At 51.2% G+C, this 14,919-nt stretch carries 13 protein-coding genes; 6 read left to right on the top strand and 7 right to left on the bottom strand.

Annotation, left to right across the window (positions count from 1 at the left end; translation table 11 throughout):
• The first annotated feature begins 174 nt into the window (after positions 1-174).
• Complete coding sequence (locus P2G88_RS17015; RefSeq protein WP_275798154.1) at positions 175-2,103, top strand: methyl-accepting chemotaxis protein; 1,929 nt, start codon at positions 175-177, stop codon at positions 2,101-2,103.
• 33 nt (positions 2,104-2,136) lie between these two features.
• Positions 2,137-2,874 (top strand): transporter substrate-binding domain-containing protein, encoded by a 738-nt coding sequence (locus tag P2G88_RS17010; protein ID WP_275798152.1) that lies wholly within the window; start codon positions 2,137-2,139, stop codon positions 2,872-2,874.
• Between the two features lie 21 nt (positions 2,875-2,895).
• Here the strand turns inward: P2G88_RS17010 and P2G88_RS17005 are convergent, their stop codons facing one another.
• The 6 genes from P2G88_RS17005 to P2G88_RS16980 form a co-directional block, all read right to left on the bottom strand.
• Complete coding sequence (locus tag P2G88_RS17005) at positions 2,896-3,795, bottom strand: hydroxymethylglutaryl-CoA lyase (protein ID WP_275798149.1); 900 nt, start codon at positions 3,793-3,795, stop codon at positions 2,896-2,898.
• Positions 3,796-3,808: 13 nt separating this feature from the next.
• Positions 3,809-5,821: an acetyl/propionyl/methylcrotonyl-CoA carboxylase subunit alpha gene (locus P2G88_RS17000; RefSeq protein ID WP_275798147.1), complete on the bottom strand. Its 2,013-nt coding sequence runs from the start codon at positions 5,819-5,821 to the stop codon at positions 3,809-3,811.
• A 3-nt stretch (positions 5,822-5,824) separates the two neighbouring features.
• Positions 5,825-6,625, bottom strand: a complete 801-nt coding sequence (locus P2G88_RS16995) for an enoyl-CoA hydratase/isomerase family protein (protein WP_275798145.1) — start codon at positions 6,623-6,625, stop codon at positions 5,825-5,827.
• A 10-nt stretch (positions 6,626-6,635) separates the two neighbouring features.
• Positions 6,636-8,243: a carboxyl transferase domain-containing protein gene (locus P2G88_RS16990; RefSeq protein ID WP_275798143.1), complete on the bottom strand. Its 1,608-nt coding sequence runs from the start codon at positions 8,241-8,243 to the stop codon at positions 6,636-6,638.
• Positions 8,244-8,327: 84 nt separating this feature from the next.
• Positions 8,328-9,497, bottom strand: coding sequence for an isovaleryl-CoA dehydrogenase (locus P2G88_RS16985; RefSeq protein ID WP_275798141.1), 1,170 nt, complete (start codon positions 9,495-9,497; stop codon positions 8,328-8,330).
• Positions 9,498-9,502: 5 nt separating this feature from the next.
• Positions 9,503-9,892, bottom strand: a complete 390-nt coding sequence (locus P2G88_RS16980) for a MerR family DNA-binding transcriptional regulator (RefSeq protein WP_275798139.1) — start codon at positions 9,890-9,892, stop codon at positions 9,503-9,505.
• 188 nt (positions 9,893-10,080) lie between these two features.
• Between P2G88_RS16980 and P2G88_RS16975 the strand changes: the two genes are divergently transcribed.
• Both P2G88_RS16975 and P2G88_RS16970 read left to right on the top strand, forming a co-directional pair.
• Positions 10,081-11,268 (top strand): acetyl-CoA C-acyltransferase, encoded by a 1,188-nt coding sequence (locus P2G88_RS16975; protein ID WP_275798137.1) that lies wholly within the window; start codon positions 10,081-10,083, stop codon positions 11,266-11,268.
• A 110-nt stretch (positions 11,269-11,378) separates the two neighbouring features.
• Positions 11,379-12,101 (top strand): 2OG-Fe(II) oxygenase family protein, encoded by a 723-nt coding sequence (locus P2G88_RS16970; RefSeq protein ID WP_275798135.1) that lies wholly within the window; start codon positions 11,379-11,381, stop codon positions 12,099-12,101.
• Between the two features lie 6 nt (positions 12,102-12,107).
• Here the strand turns inward: P2G88_RS16970 and P2G88_RS16965 are convergent, their stop codons facing one another.
• A complete protein-coding gene (locus P2G88_RS16965) occupies positions 12,108-12,452 on the bottom strand; it encodes a metalloregulator ArsR/SmtB family transcription factor (protein ID WP_275798133.1) in 345 nt (114 codons plus the stop codon).
• Positions 12,453-12,624: 172 nt separating this feature from the next.
• Here P2G88_RS16965 and P2G88_RS16960 point away from each other — a divergent pair, with 172 nt between their 5' ends.
• Positions 12,625-13,509 (top strand): permease, encoded by an 885-nt coding sequence (locus P2G88_RS16960; RefSeq protein WP_275798130.1) that lies wholly within the window; start codon positions 12,625-12,627, stop codon positions 13,507-13,509.
• A gap of 1 nt (position 13,510) precedes the next feature.
• On the top strand, positions 13,511-14,845 hold the full coding sequence (locus P2G88_RS16955) for a glutathione synthase (protein WP_275798127.1): 1,335 nt from the start codon (positions 13,511-13,513) through the stop codon (positions 14,843-14,845).
• Positions 14,846-14,919: the final 74 nt, after the last annotated feature.

Here is a 14,919-nt window from a genome sequence, read left to right as displayed (position 1 = left end):
CCATAGGCTGTCTATCTTGGAGGAACACCGGACTGCACTAAAGTGTTATCTGGATTTTGTTTTGAATTTGCAAAGAAGAAGTACCAGTTGCAAATCATCTGACCTAAAGTGTTATGGATATTGTGTCACAAGGAAGTGAAAAGCCATGGTTCTGCCGAGAATAGAGTAATAAGCATGCTGAAATTTCCCCTTTCCATTAAACAAAAAATCGCGCTTTCCAGTGCCATTATCGCCCTGACTGTCGCGGCCATTGTTGGTCTTACTGCCACCTGGAATGCGGGAAAAGTAATCGAAACCCGGATGTTGGCGTCTGAATTGCCAGCCAAAGTGCAGCAAATTCGTAATGCCATCGACCGCGATATTGGCATTCTTAAGGCGGTAGCCAGGCAGATCGCCACCAACCCCTATGTTCTCGAGTGGTCGGCCAAGGGCAGCCGAGAAAACGAAGAGGTGCTGTTAGCGCTACTTAAAACCATCGCCAAAGATCATCAATTGGCGACGGCCTCCTTTGCTGATCGACAGACAGCCAATTACTGGAATCAGGACGGTTTTTTACGCACCCTTAACCATCAACAGGATGGCTGGTTTTACGCTTTTACCGGCTCCAATCAGGCAGAACTGCTGAGTATTTTTATGGAGCCAAGCGGCGAAACCAAGCTCTTCGTTAATTTCCAGCAAGTAGATGGACGTGGTCTGGCAGGGCTGGCCAAGAGCATGGATGACATGGTGTCGATGCTCAATCAGTATCGCATCGAGCAAAGCGGCTTTGTCTTTATCACCGATGGACAGGGGCAGGTCAAGCTACATCCGGATAAATCCCTGGTAGAGAAAACCACCTTGACCAGCTTGTTTGACGAATCTACCCAGCGACAATTGCTGGCTACCGGCGACGTGAATACCCTGCGCGTTGATAAAGACGGTGAAGCTTTCGTGCTGGCCTCCAGTCATATCCCGGCTATGGGCTGGTATGTGGTGGCACAAGTACCTGAACACGAGGTACTGGCTGAGTTGAATAACGCAGCATGGAGTATCTTGCTGTGGACATTACTGGTGGCCGCTTTAGCCACTGTCGCAGGAGTTATCCTGGCGCGTACTATCAGCAAGCCTTTGACGGCGGTGGCTGATCTTTTTACCCAATTGGGTGAAGGGGAAGGGAATTTGGGGTATCGCATGCCTGAAAAAGGGCAACCGGAAATCAGTCAAATGGCAGGGGGATTTAACCGCTTTATTGAAAAAATTCAGCAGACCGTCATCCGCGTTAATCAATCCAGCCATGCCCTTAAAGAAGCTGCAGATAACACCCAGAAAGAATCGGCACAGAGCTTGAAGCAAATGGAACTGCAGCGACAAAGAGTGGATGAGATCGCTCAGGCCATTAACGACATTAACAACAGCATCGCTGATGTGGCCGCCAATGCTGCAAAAGCCGCCGATCTCGCCAACGAAAGTCAGAAACAATCTCATCATGGCAGTGAGATTACCCATGCTACCAAGACCACCATGGACAATCTCGACCAGGATATTCAACAGGTCGCGGAGCAAATACAGCGGGTGGCATCCGATACCCAATCCATCAGCAGCATTTTGGATGTGATCAATGGCATTTCTGAGCAGACTAACCTGCTGGCGCTCAATGCCGCTATCGAATCGGCACGTGCCGGTGAGCATGGCAGGGGATTTGCGGTGGTGGCCGATGAGGTACGCCAGTTAGCCAGACGCACAGCCGAGTCCACCGCGCAAATCCAAACCATGATTGGTAACCTGCAGGACAGTACCAATAGCGTGGTGCGCTCGATGGAAAATAGCCGTAGCCAGTTTTCCGAAACTGCACAGCGTATGGGGCAGGTGGCGCTGGCGCTTGAGCAGGTGGATAGCTGTATAGAACAGATGCATGAAGTCAATTTGTCGGTGGCTGCTGCCAGTGAAGAGCAGGCAGCCACCACCGGCACGGTCAGCAGCAATGTCAGTTCGATTCGTGAAGTAACCGAGCACAGTCTGGAAGCGTCCAGACGTTTGGCATTGGCCAGTGAAAGTTTAAAGAAAGTATCCAGCGATCTTGATGGGTTAATGAGGCAGTTTAATTTAGGTACAAGTGGTCGTTAAAGGCGTTGACCAGCAATACAAAAGGAAGCACTGATGAAAGGTATGTTAAGACTAATCCTCTCTATGGTTTGTTTGTTGCTAAGCCATTCAGTTCTGGCTAAACCCCAGCTTTTGGTGGTGAGTGAAGCCTGGGAAAATGCCACCCATGCCGATGGCAGTGGCTTATATTGGGATATCTTGCGTGAAATATATGGCCAGGATTATGAACTGAAATTGGAGACGGTCAGCTATCAGCGCGCTGTCAATCTTGCGATGCAAAAAGATGCCGATATGGTCTTGGGCTTATATCTGAACGAATACCCGAATTTACTGTTCCCCAATCGCCACATGGATGCCGATAGACTGGCTGTATTGTATAACGTCAAAAACAATTCCAACTGGCAGGGACAGACTAGTCTGACTGGCAAGCGGGTGGGCAGGGTATTGGGGTATCGGTTTGCTGAGTATTTGGAAAACAAACAATATACCGAACTGACCATTAAAGAGCGGCCGGTGGGGATCCGTCATGTGCTGGAAGGCAGTTTGGATTATTTACTGGATAACCAAACGGATATTGAATTTGCGCTGCAGGCTGCAGGTATTTTGAGTGACGATTTAAGAATGGCGCAGTTGAAGTTGCTGCCCCTGTATCCGGGGTTTGCGCAGACAGACAGGGCGGCACAGCTAGCCAAACAGTTTGATGAGGGGATGCTGAAGTTGTTTGAGTCGGGCAAGCTTAAATCTCTGTTTGAACAGTATCACTGGGACTACTTTCCCTTTGAAAACTGGTAGGCGGCCTAGCCGCCCACCTTATTATCTTCCCGCCAGAATGGCTTTGGCCACCTTGGACTGATTGGGGCGTCCGAGCGCTGAAACAATAGCATTGCCGGCGCTAACCAGTTTGTCGAGATCGATGCCGGTACTGATGCCCATACCATGGAGCATATACACCACATCTTCGCTGGCCACATTGCCAGAAGCCCCTTTGGCATATGGACATCCGCCAAGGCCTGCTACAGCGCTGTCCACCACATTAATACCCATCTGCAAGGCCACCAGAATATTGGCAAGGGCCTGCCCATAGGTATCGTGGAAATGCACAGCGAGTTGCTCTAGTGGTACCTGGTGCTTGACCACTTCCAGCATTCTCGCCGTTTTTAACGGCGTACCCACGCCAATGGTGTCACCCAGGGAAATCTCATAGCAGCCCATATCCAGCATCTGTCTGGACACTTCTGCAACTTTGATTGGGTTGATTTCACCCTCATAAGGACAGCCAAGCACACAGGATACATAGCCGCGCACTCTGATGCCTTTTGCCTTTGCCGCTTCCATCAATGGCGCAAAACGTTGCAAACTCTCTTCAATACTGCAGTTAATATTCTTCTGACTGAAGCTTTCCGATGCCGCACCAAAGATGGCCACTTCATCGGCGCCAGCCGCCAGCGCGGCTTCAAATCCCTGCATATTGGGCGTTAACGCGGAATAGGTCACTCCTTGCTGGCGCTTGATTCCTTGAAAAACGGCGGCGCTATCGGCCATTTGTGGCACCCACTTGGGTGATACAAAGCTGCCGGTTTCAATGACTTGAAGCCCGGCATTGGCCAGGTCCTCAACTAAGGCGATTTTATGCTTAAGGGCAATTTCCGTCTTTTCATTTTGCAGACCATCCCTCGGGCCCACTTCTACAATTCTTACCTTTTTGGGATACATAGTCTTCTACCTGTTATGGCTGGCTAGCATCGAATTTCAAAAGCTCAGCACCACCATCAACCAAATCGCCTGGTTGATAGTAGAACTCAGAGACCATGCCGGCTGCATGCGCTTTAAGGCTGTGCTCCATCTTCATGGCTTCCATTACCATCAGCACCTGACCTTTTTCTACTTTGTCGCCTGGATTGACCAACAAGGCGACGACAGTGCCATTCATCGGTGCTTTAAAACCGGCGGCACTTTGGCTGTCGTCTTTAAGACCATAATCAGGCAATTTACGCGAGAAGTGCAATGCACCGTGCTGGCTGTACAAAGAGCATTCCAGACCATCGCCGCTGCACTGTGCAGTAAGACGATGCCCATCCACTGTGGCCACTAATTTGTCGCCTATTAATTCACCAAAAGCATCAACGGTCAGTGATCCATGACTAATCTGATAGCGCGAATGCTGGCCCATACCTTGCTGGCGGATTTCCAGGGCATACACCTCATCGTGGATCTGGATGTCCATTTTTTGCACATGGGTTTCATTAGCACGCCAGGCAATTTGGCTGCTCCAGGGAGAGAAGGGATCCTGGTGCGAACTGGAATGGCTATGATGGCCGTGCTCTTCGGATAACAAAAGGTATAACGCCGCAAGTGGCAAAAGCTCCCGAATATCCTGATCGTTCTTCAGGAAGATCTCGCTTTGATGCTTACCGATAAAACCGGTATCCAGTTCTGCTTGTTTAAAAGCCTTGGTAGTGGCCAGGTTGTACAGGAAATCGATATTGGTGGTAACACCTTTGATACGGTATTCCGATAACGCCTTGGCCAGACGGCGCAGGGCTTTATTACGATCTTCATCCCAGACGATCAGCTTGGCGATCATGGGATCATAATAGACCGAGACCTTGTCGCCTTGGCGCACGCCGGTATCAACCCGCACATAGTCCGACTCTTCCGGCGGCTGCAAAAGATGCAAGGTACCGGTGGCTGGCAGGAACTCATTATCAGGATCTTCGGCATAGACGCGTGCTTCGAAAGCATGGCCGTCGATGCGTAACTCATCCTGCTTCAGCGGCAACTCTTCTCCGCTAGCCACTCGTAATTGCCATTCCACCAGGTCCTGACCGGTGATCATCTCGGTTACCGGATGCTCAACCTGTAAACGGGTATTCATCTCCATAAAATAGAAGCTGCCGTCAGTATCGAGCAGAAACTCTACGGTACCGGCACCCACATAGTGGATAGCTGCCGCCGCTTTTAAGGCCGCTTCACCCATCTGCTGGCGCAGGGATTCGCTCATGCCCGGGGCAGGGGCTTCCTCAATCACTTTCTGATGACGGCGCTGCACCGAGCAATCACGCTCAAACAGATACACGCCATTGCCGTGCATATCGCAAAATACCTGGATCTCCACATGCCGTGGTTGGGTCAGATACTTTTCTACCAGCATTTTATCATCGCCAAAGCTATTGATAGCTTCGCGCTTAGCGCCGGCCAGGGCCTGTTCGAATTCTTCGGCTTTCCACACCTGACGCATGCCTTTACCGCCGCCACCGGCAGCGGCTTTAAGCAATACTGGATAGCCCATGGCATCGGCTTGCTGCTTAAGAAAAACTGCATCCTGATTATCGCCATGATAGCCCGGGACTAATGGAACACCGGCGGTTTCCATGATCTTCTTGGCGGCCGACTTGGAGCCCATGGCATCGATAGCGGCTACCGGAGGGCCGACGAAGATAATCTGATTGTCTTCACACAAGCGGGCAAAGTTGGCATTTTCCGAGAGAAAGCCATAGCCGGGGTGGATCATATCGGCGCCGACTTTCTTGGCCACCTCAATAATGCGCTCCGCCTGTAAATAGCTTTCCTTGGAGGGCGCTGGACCGATATGCACTGCCTCATCGGCCATTTGCACATGCAGGGCATTGGCATCGGCATCGGAATACAGAGCAACAGTGTGGATGCCCATGCGTTTGGCAGTACGGATAACGCGACAAGCAATCTCACCGCGGTTGGCAATTAATAATTTCACAAGCATGGACTACTCCTGATACCAGTTGGGACGGCGCTTATCTAAAAAGGCGGTCAAGCCTTCCTGGCCGTGTTCGGACACGCGCACGGTGGCGATCCGCAGACTGGTTTTTTCCATCAACTCTTCGGCATCTTGCTCGGCGGACACATCGAAGATCAGTTGTTTGGCGGCGGAAATGGCATCAGGACTGTTTTTCAGGATGGCATCAATAAGGGACTCTACCGTACCATCCAATTCCTCTTCGGTGACTGCTTCACTGACCAGCCCTAAACGCCTGGCCCGACGTGCAGAAAAGATTTCGGCTGTGGTGAAGTAGCGTCTGGCTACGCGTGCACCCATGGCATCAATCACAAAAGGGCTGATAGTGGCTGGGATTAAACCAAGCTTTACTTCACTTAAACAAAATTTGGACAGTTTGGTGGCCACTGCCATATCACAGCAGGCCACCAGACCCACGGCACCGCCGTAAGCCGCGCCATTAACTTTGGCGATGGTGGGCTTTGGCAGGCTGTTAAGGGTGTACAGCATGGTGGCGAGTGCCTTGGCGTCGGCCACATTTTCCTCGAAGCTGTAGGAAGCCATGCGTTTCATCCAGTTGGCATCGGCGCCGGCACAAAAGCTTTTACCATTAGCTGCCAACACCAGTACCCGCACCTTGGGATCGCTGCCAGCTTCTTTAAAATGCTCGGTCAGGGCAAGGATCAGCTTGTCGTCAAAGGCATTATGCTTTTCGGGCCGATTAAGAGTCAGGGTGGCTACACCGCGGCCATCCACAGAATAGAGTAAATCTTGTGTTTGTTGGTTGGACATAGGGCCCCCGTTACATACGGAACACGCCGAAGCGGGTGTCCTCAATAGGTTGATTCAAGGATGCAGAAATACTTAAACCCAGCACCACACGGGTATCGGCAGGATCGATCACGCCATCATCCCAAAGCCTTGCCGAGGCATAATAGGGATGCCCCTGATGCTCGTAGGACTCAATTATGGGCTGCTTAAAGACCTTTTCCTCTTCGGCGCTCCATTCCAGCCCTTCGCGGGCTTTTTGGTCCCGTTTGACCTGGGCCAGCACACCGGCCGCTTGCTCACCGCCCATTACCGAGATACGGGCGTTGGGCCACATAAACAGGAAACGTGGATCATAGGCACGGCCGCACATACCATAGTTGCCAGCACCAAAGCTTCCGCCAATTAATACAGTAAATTTAGGTACTTTTGCGCATGCCACCGCGGTCACCATTTTGGCGCCATGTTTGGCAATGCCGCCGGTTTCATATTGCTTGCCGACCATAAAACCGGTGATATTTTGCAGGAAGACCAGGGGGATCTTGCGCTGGGCGCAAAGCTCAATAAAGTGCGCGCCTTTTTGCGCAGATTCGCCGAAAAGAATGCCGTTATTGGCCACAATGCCTACCGGATAACCGAAAATGCGTGCAAAGCCGCAAACCAGGGTGCTGCCGTACAGGGCTTTAAATTCATCAAATTCGGAGCCATCGACGATACGGGCGATAATTTCCCGTACATCGTATTGCTGACGACTGTCTTTGGGCACCACACCGTAGATTTCTTTGGGATCGTAAAGCGGATCCTTCGGCGCAGTTACATCCAGTGTAACTGGCTTAGTGCGGTTTAATCTGGCAACGGCGTCGCGAGCCAGTGCCAGCGCATGATGGTCGTTATTAGCCAGATGATCCACTACGCCAGACGTACGGGCATGCACATCTCCGCCACCCAACTCTTCGGCGGTCACGACTTCGCCGGTGGCAGCACGTACCAATGGTGGACCGCCCAGGAAGATAGTGCCTTGATTGCGTACAATAATGGACTCATCGGCCATGGCCGGCACATAGGCACCGCCAGCAGTACAGGAGCCCATGACCACGGCAATTTGCGGGATATTACGCGCCGACATATTGGCCTGGTTATAGAAAATACGGCCAAAGTGTTCTTTGTCGGGGAATACATCGTCCTGACGGGGCAGGTTGGCGCCGCCGGAATCCACCAGATAAATGCAGGGCAGGTTATTCTGCTCGGCAATAGTTTGGGCGCGCAGGTGCTTTTTCACCGTCAGTGGGTAGTAAGTTCCGCCCTTCACTGTGGCATCGTTGGCCACAATCATACACTCCACCCCGGATACGCGGCCGATACCGGCTACTACACCAGCGGCAGGTACGTAATCTTCATACACTTCCCAAGCCGCCAACTGTGATAGTTCCAAAAACGGCGCACCGGGATCGAGCAGGGCGTTGATGCGTTCGCGGGGTAATAGCTTGCCGCGCTCGGTATGGCGCTTATTGGCTGATTCACCGCCGCCTTGACGAATTTGCTCTACCTTGGCTTTGAGATCATCCACCAAGCCTTGCATATGTGCTGCATTATCGGCAAAAGCCTGGCTTTTAGGGTTAATGAGGGATTCGATACGGGCCACAAGGCTCTCCTCTTTGTAAACTTTATCCGCCTATGGGTGCGATAAAGCCGGGCAGGGCCCGGCTACAGGGTTATGACTTGGATCTCAGGCAGACTCTTTAAACAGCTCTCGTCCAATCAGCATACGGCGAATCTCAGAGGTGCCGGCGCCGATTTCATAAAGCTTGGCATCACGTAGTAATCGTCCTGCCGGGAATTCATTGATATAGCCGTTACCGCCCAGCAGCTGGATGGCATCCAGTGCCATCTTGGTGGCCAGTTCCGCCGAATAGAGGATAGCACCGGCGGCATCCTTACGGGTGGTTTCGCCACGATCACAGGAACGCGCTACCGCATACACATAGGCTCGGGCCGCATTCATTTGCGTGTACATATCGGCGACCTTGCCTTGGATCAGCTGGAATTCGCCAATGCTTTGGCCGAACTGTTTACGATCGTGGATATAGGGTACCACCAGATCCATACAGGCCTGCATAATGCCAAGGGGACCGCCGGACAATACCAGACGCTCATAGTCCAGGCCGCTCATCAGGATTTTGACACCGTCGCCTTCATTGCCCATCAGGTTCTCGGCCGGTACTTCGCAGTCTTCAAACACCAACTCGCAGGTGTTGGAGGAGCGCATACCCAGTTTGTCCAGTTTCTGTGCCTGTTTAAAGCCGGGGAAGTCTTTTTCGACGATAAAGGCGCTAATACCTTTATGACCGGCGCTGACATCGGTCTTGGCGTAGATCACAAAGACATGGGCATCGGGGCCGTTGGTGATCCACATCTTGTTGCCGTTAAGGACGTATTTGTCACCTTTCTTTTCGGCGCGCAGCTTCATGCTGACCACATCAGAGCCCGCGTTTGGCTCACTCATGGCCAGTGCGCCAATATGCTCACCGCTGATCAGCTTAGGCAGGTACTTTTGGCGCTGCGCCTCGGTACCGTTTCGGTAAATCTGGTTTACACAGAGGTTGGAGTGGGCACCGTAGCTCAGGCCGATACCGGCGCTGGCGCGGCTGATCTCTTCCATGGCAATAACATGGGCCAGATAGCCCATTTCGGCACCACCATATTGCTCGGATACCGTTACCCCCAAGAGGCCCATATCACCGAGTTTTGGCCACAGTTCATTGGGGAAGCTATTGTTGTGATCGGCACTTTCCGCCAATGGCGCGATTTCACCCTGGGCAAAGGCATACACATGGTCGCGCAGCATATCGATCTCTTCACCAAGACCAAAGTTAAGAGTAGGGTAAGGGGCGTTCATAAGGATTATCCTCTTGTAAGTTGTTCCAGTTCCTGACGGCAGCGTCCTTCCAGGTCGTCCAGCTCGCTCATCAGCATCTGAATATCTTCTAATTGCTGGCGCATTACCGCGCGTTTGTATTCGATCATTTCCAGAATGGCTTCGTTCTGTGCCAGGCTGTTTTCGTTGCTGTCGTAAAGGTTAAACAGGGTTTTGGTTTCTGCCAGTGAAAACCCCAGACGTTTACCGCGCAAAATCAGTTTAAGACGAGTCCGGTCTTTTTTATGGTAGATGCGGGTTTGACCACTACGCTCGGGCTCCAGCAGGCCTTGCTCTTCATAAAAACGGATAGAGCGGGGGGTAATGTCAAATTCCTTTGCCAGTTCCCCGATGCTGAAGGTTTGCACTGCTGTCATATTACTTTACGTTTACGTAAGCTGTAAGTTAACCTAAAGGTAAAGTAAGCGTAACAAGGCGTCAACATTCCTGTGCATTGTGAGCTGCAAAGTGTTCAGCTGACTGTACGTTGGTGGGATGGCCTGGTCCCGGCTATTGCCCTAAGCTGCGGTATAAGTGACAAGTTAAATCTTTTTGGAGAAAGCATATGAGCCATGAATTAAATAACGATCCTGTTGTTATCGTTTCTGCCAAACGTACCGCCATGGGCGGCTTTATGGGTAGCCTGTCGCCCTTAAGCGCTACTGAACTGGGTGCGCAAGCAATCAAAGCGGCGGTCGAAGAAGTAGGGGCCGACAAGATCCAGGAAGTATTAATGGGATGTGTACTGCCAGCCGGTCTGGGCCAGTCGCCTGCACGCCAAGCCGCTATTAAGGCCGGATTACCTCTCTCTGCCGGCGTCACCACCTTAAATAAAGTCTGTGGCTCAGGCATGAAAACCGTGATGCTCGCCCACGATTTAATTAAGGCCGGCAGCATAGATTGTGCCTTGGCCGGTGGTATGGAAAGCATGAGTAATGCGCCGTACTTGTTGCCAAAAGCACGTGGTGGCTATCGCATGGGCCACGGTCAGGTGCTGGATCATATGATGCTGGACGGTCTTGAAAATGCCTATGACGGTAAGGCCATGGGCTGCTTTGCCCAGGACACTGCCGACAAGGAAGGTATCGGCCGTGAGCAGATGGATGCATTTGCTTTATCCTCTTTACAAAAAGCCAAGCAGGCTATCCAAAGTGGTGCTTTTAAAGCCGAGATAACCCCGGTTACCGTGGCTACTCGTAAAGGCGATGTTTCGGTGGATACCGATGAAGGGCCGGGCAATGCCATGCCAGAAAAAATCCCAAATTTAAAACCGGCATTTAAAAAAGATGGCACCATCACTGCGGCCAACTCCAGCTCTATCTCCGACGGCGCCGCCGCTTTGGTACTCATGCGCGAGTCCGCTGCCAAAGCCGCAGGTTTGCAGCCAATGGCCAAAATTCTTGGGCACAGCACCCATAGCATTGAGCCAGAAAACTTTACCGTGGCCCCGGTGGGAGCCATGCGTAAGCTGCTCGATAGACTGCACTGGAATGTACAGGATGTGGATCTGTTTGAGATCAACGAAGCTTTTGCCATGGTTACCATGCTGGCTATCCGTCAGCTTGAACTGGATGAAAGCAAGGTTAACGTGAATGGCGGTGCTTGTGCTTTGGGTCATCCCATCGGTGCCTCAGGTGCCCGTATTCTGGTGACCTTGTTGCATGCCCTGAAGCATCACAACCTGAAGCGCGGTATGGCGTCACTTTGTATCGGTGGTGGCGAGGCTACCGCGATAGCTATTGAAATCTGCTAACAGCATAATGCCCGGGGAACCGGGCTTTTTTTTTCTTTGCTTGCCAAACTTGCACGGCTCATCAGTAGTTCAATATGATGTTGGCTTGTGTGATCGGCTGAATAATACCAATGCACTTTCACCCCGAATTTGATCCTGCACAGGCCACAATTGGTTTAACGTCCCAAGGCCGTTGCCAGTTGAAGCCGTTGCTTGACCAGCCATCTTTGACGCTATTACAAAAAGAGATTGCAGAAATAGTCAGCTGGAATTTGGTGACCCGTCTCGGTGGCAAACATCTAGATCTTGATTCATCGGCTATGGACAAGTTACCCCAACTGCAACAAGCCGAGTTTTACGCCAGGGTAATGCAGGAGGCGGAACAAGGTTTTCAGTATTTGTTCGAGACCTTTCCTATTTATGACGCCTGGCACCAAGGCCGCTTACCTTCCGAAGCACCGGTTCTGGCTAAGATTTTTGAATTTATAAATAGTGAGAGCTTTTTGTCGGTAATGCGGGAGATGCTAAAGTGCCAGGATATCGGATTTGCCGATGCCCAGTTGACCCGCTACCGTCCCGGCCATTTCCTTACCTGGCATGACGATGAAGTCAAGGGAAAGAATCGAGTTGCGGCCTTTGTGCTGAGTTTAAGTCAAGACTGGCAGGCAGAGTGGGGCGGACTATTGCAATTCGATGACGGAGGGACCAAGACGGCCTTCCTACCACAATACAATTGCCTGTCCATCTTCAAAGTGCCAACCCGCCATCAGGTTACCCCGGTAATATCAGGAGCAGGGCATTACCGATATTCCATTACTGGCTGGCTGCGTAGCGGTGAAGACCCTGGCCAATGAGAGAAATTAGTCACAGCATCCCTTGGCCAGGTGATCACCTTTTCTATTTTTGGGCGCAGATCCCAACTCACCAGCACAACATTCTTCATAGAGAAAGGCCAGCAGCGCTTCTACCTCGGCAAATTTCAAATGGCAATGCAGGGTGCGACCATCCCTTTGCTGTTCCATGAGATCCACTTTCATCATCCGCGACAGATGATGGGAGAGGGTAGAGCCGGGGATATCCAGTTTTTCCTGGATTTCACCAACGCTTATGCCGGATCTGCCGGCTTTTACCAGCAGCCTGAAAATACTTAAGCGGGTAATGTGGCCCAGCTCTGCCAGCTGCCCAGCGGCTATCTTGGGTTTCATAGGTTGTCCTTGAGATTTTTTATCATTCTATATTTCTAGAAATATTTTGACAATTCGATATTGTTCGAAATATTATATTTCCACAATAATCGAAGTGTATGGCCTGAACCTGGCGGTTCAGGCTTTTTTTAAACCTGATAATTCCATAAGTGTGGAAATGTGGGGAAGGACAATGAATGAGCAGCTTTTAGGTACCCTTCACTTTTTTGTAACGACCTTCGCTGAACTGATAGTGCTTTTTGTTCTGGTAGGTGTCTTCGTTGCCTGGCTGCAGCAAAAACTGCCCCGTCATAAGGTGCAGGTATTACTTTCCGGTAAAAGTGGATATTTCACCGCGGCAGGCCTTGGCGCCATCACACCTTTTTGCAGCTGTTCAACCTTGCCGATGATGGTGGGTCTGCTGCGCGCCAATGCGGCATTTGGTCCGGTGATGACTTTTTTGTTTACCTCGCCCTTGCTCAATCCCTATGTGCTGGCGATGATGTGGGTCATTTTAGGGGGGGCGGTCGCGCTGCTGTATGCAGTGGTTATCCTGTTAGTTTCTTTGCTGGCAGGCGTGATGTTGCAGGCCTTTAACTTCAGGCGTTTTGTGACCTTGCCTCAACCTGATAATAGCACTTCTGCATGTATGTCCTCGAAACCACAGGGCCTGAAGGTGCTGCTTCAAAAATCAATCAAGGAAACCAAAGACTTCTTACCCCATATTCTGTTAGGTGTCGCCATGGGCTCCATCATTCATGGCTATGTTCCGGCGAGTTTGATTTCACAGGTCAGTGCAAAACAATCCCTGTGGTTTGTGCCGGCAGCGGCCTTGGGCGGGATCCTGCTGTATATCAGAGCCAGTACTATGTTGCCATTGGCGGCGAGTCTTGTGGCCAAAGGCGTGAGTTTAGGCCCGGTAATGGCGCTGACAATAGGCGGTGCTGGCGCCAGTTTGCCTGAAATGATCATCCTGAAGCGACTGTTTCGCTGGCCCCTGATGCTGGCATTTATCACGGTGGTGCTGGGTATTGCCTGTGTTACCGGTTTCTCCATTATATGGTTGTTGGAGGCTTGATATGCAAGTAGAGCAGATGATTCCAAGGGATCTCGGTGCCCTTTCAACACAGCAGAAGCAACTTGGTTTGGGGATGCTTGCCGATAACGGCACTTTCAGTCCACTGTCTGTCAGTTTAACGCCTTGGAAGCTTAACGCCGGTCATTGGCAAAGGGCACAATGGCATGCAAAGGTATTGAATAAGGTACTTTGCGCGATGGCTGCAGACAGAGACTGGTTGTTAAACCAATTTTCCGAGCTGAGTAAAGGCAGCAGTTTGCCTGGTAAACTGGCGCGGCTGTTAAGTGCGACAGATCCGGACGCCATAAAAGCCATAGGCATGCCGCTTATCCGTCACGATATGATGTTGGACAAAGATGGGCAATGGCGCTGGGTCGAGAGTAATAGTATCGCTGCAGGCATGGGGCCGTTAAATCAGCAGTGGGTGTCTTTGCTTAAGCAACAATTGCCGCTGATGGCACTGTTACCCAATCCGGCCATCAATCAGCAAGCCGAGGCGCTGTATAAGGCCGCCAAACAATTCCAACAAGTCAGACCGGTTGTTCTTTTTGTGGTGGAAGAGCAGGAAGACAACCTGTTCGATCAGCTTTTGTTAGCCGATGGCATTCGTGCTCTTGGGGCCATTGTCGGGCGTATTAGTTTGAAAAGCCTCATTTTACTTATTAGCAATCAGGGAGATCGGCTGTTATGGCAGGACCGGGAAGTCGACCTGCTGTATTTTCGTACCGGCTACAACGACGCTGATTACAGCGATCCTGATTTGCTATCTCTACGTGCTCGGCTGGAGCGGTTAAACCTGGTGCTATGTCCCAATATTGCACTGCAACTGGCTGGCAGCAAGTGGATCCAGCAAGTGGTTTATCAACAACTATTCAATGCCCATCATCAAGCGGCCTTGGCACAGCAGTTGGGCCTTGATTTGAATGAGCAAAAACAGCTGTTAAGCCTGCAGGTGCCTGCATTAAGTGTGAGTGCAATAGGTATTGAACAAGCCCAAACACTGATTAAGGATGGTTGGTGGCTTAAAACGCAGCAAGAGGGAGGCGGCAGTGTTGCCATAGGCGACAAAGCATTACAAAAGCTGCATACAGAATCTTTCCAAAATGAAGGTTGGATTGTGATGGCGCCAATTCCACCGAGCCAAAGGCAAGACCTTGAAGTATCGATAAACGGTCACTGTCGGCACTGGCCGCAGGCTGTTTCGGAGTTGGGGATCTTTATGGTGGGTGAACAACATCAGTTTGGCGGTTATCTGCTTCGCTCAAAACCTGTTGGACAGATAGAAGGGGGTGTGCACAGGGGAGGGGCAGTGCTGGATAGCCTGTTAGTGACTTGATGGTGCATTATCAGGGCTGAGATTGCGTCGGGCTTTTTATTCTTTATCCCTATTTTTCAGTTAATTAGCTGCGA

Origin of the sequence: Aliiglaciecola sp. CAU 1673 (assembly GCF_029223185.1) — a bacterium.
Taxonomy (GTDB): domain Bacteria; phylum Pseudomonadota; class Gammaproteobacteria; order Enterobacterales; family Alteromonadaceae; genus Bowmanella.
The sequence above is the reverse complement of the archived record's forward strand: the minus strand, read 5'-3'. Positions and strand labels throughout refer to the sequence as shown.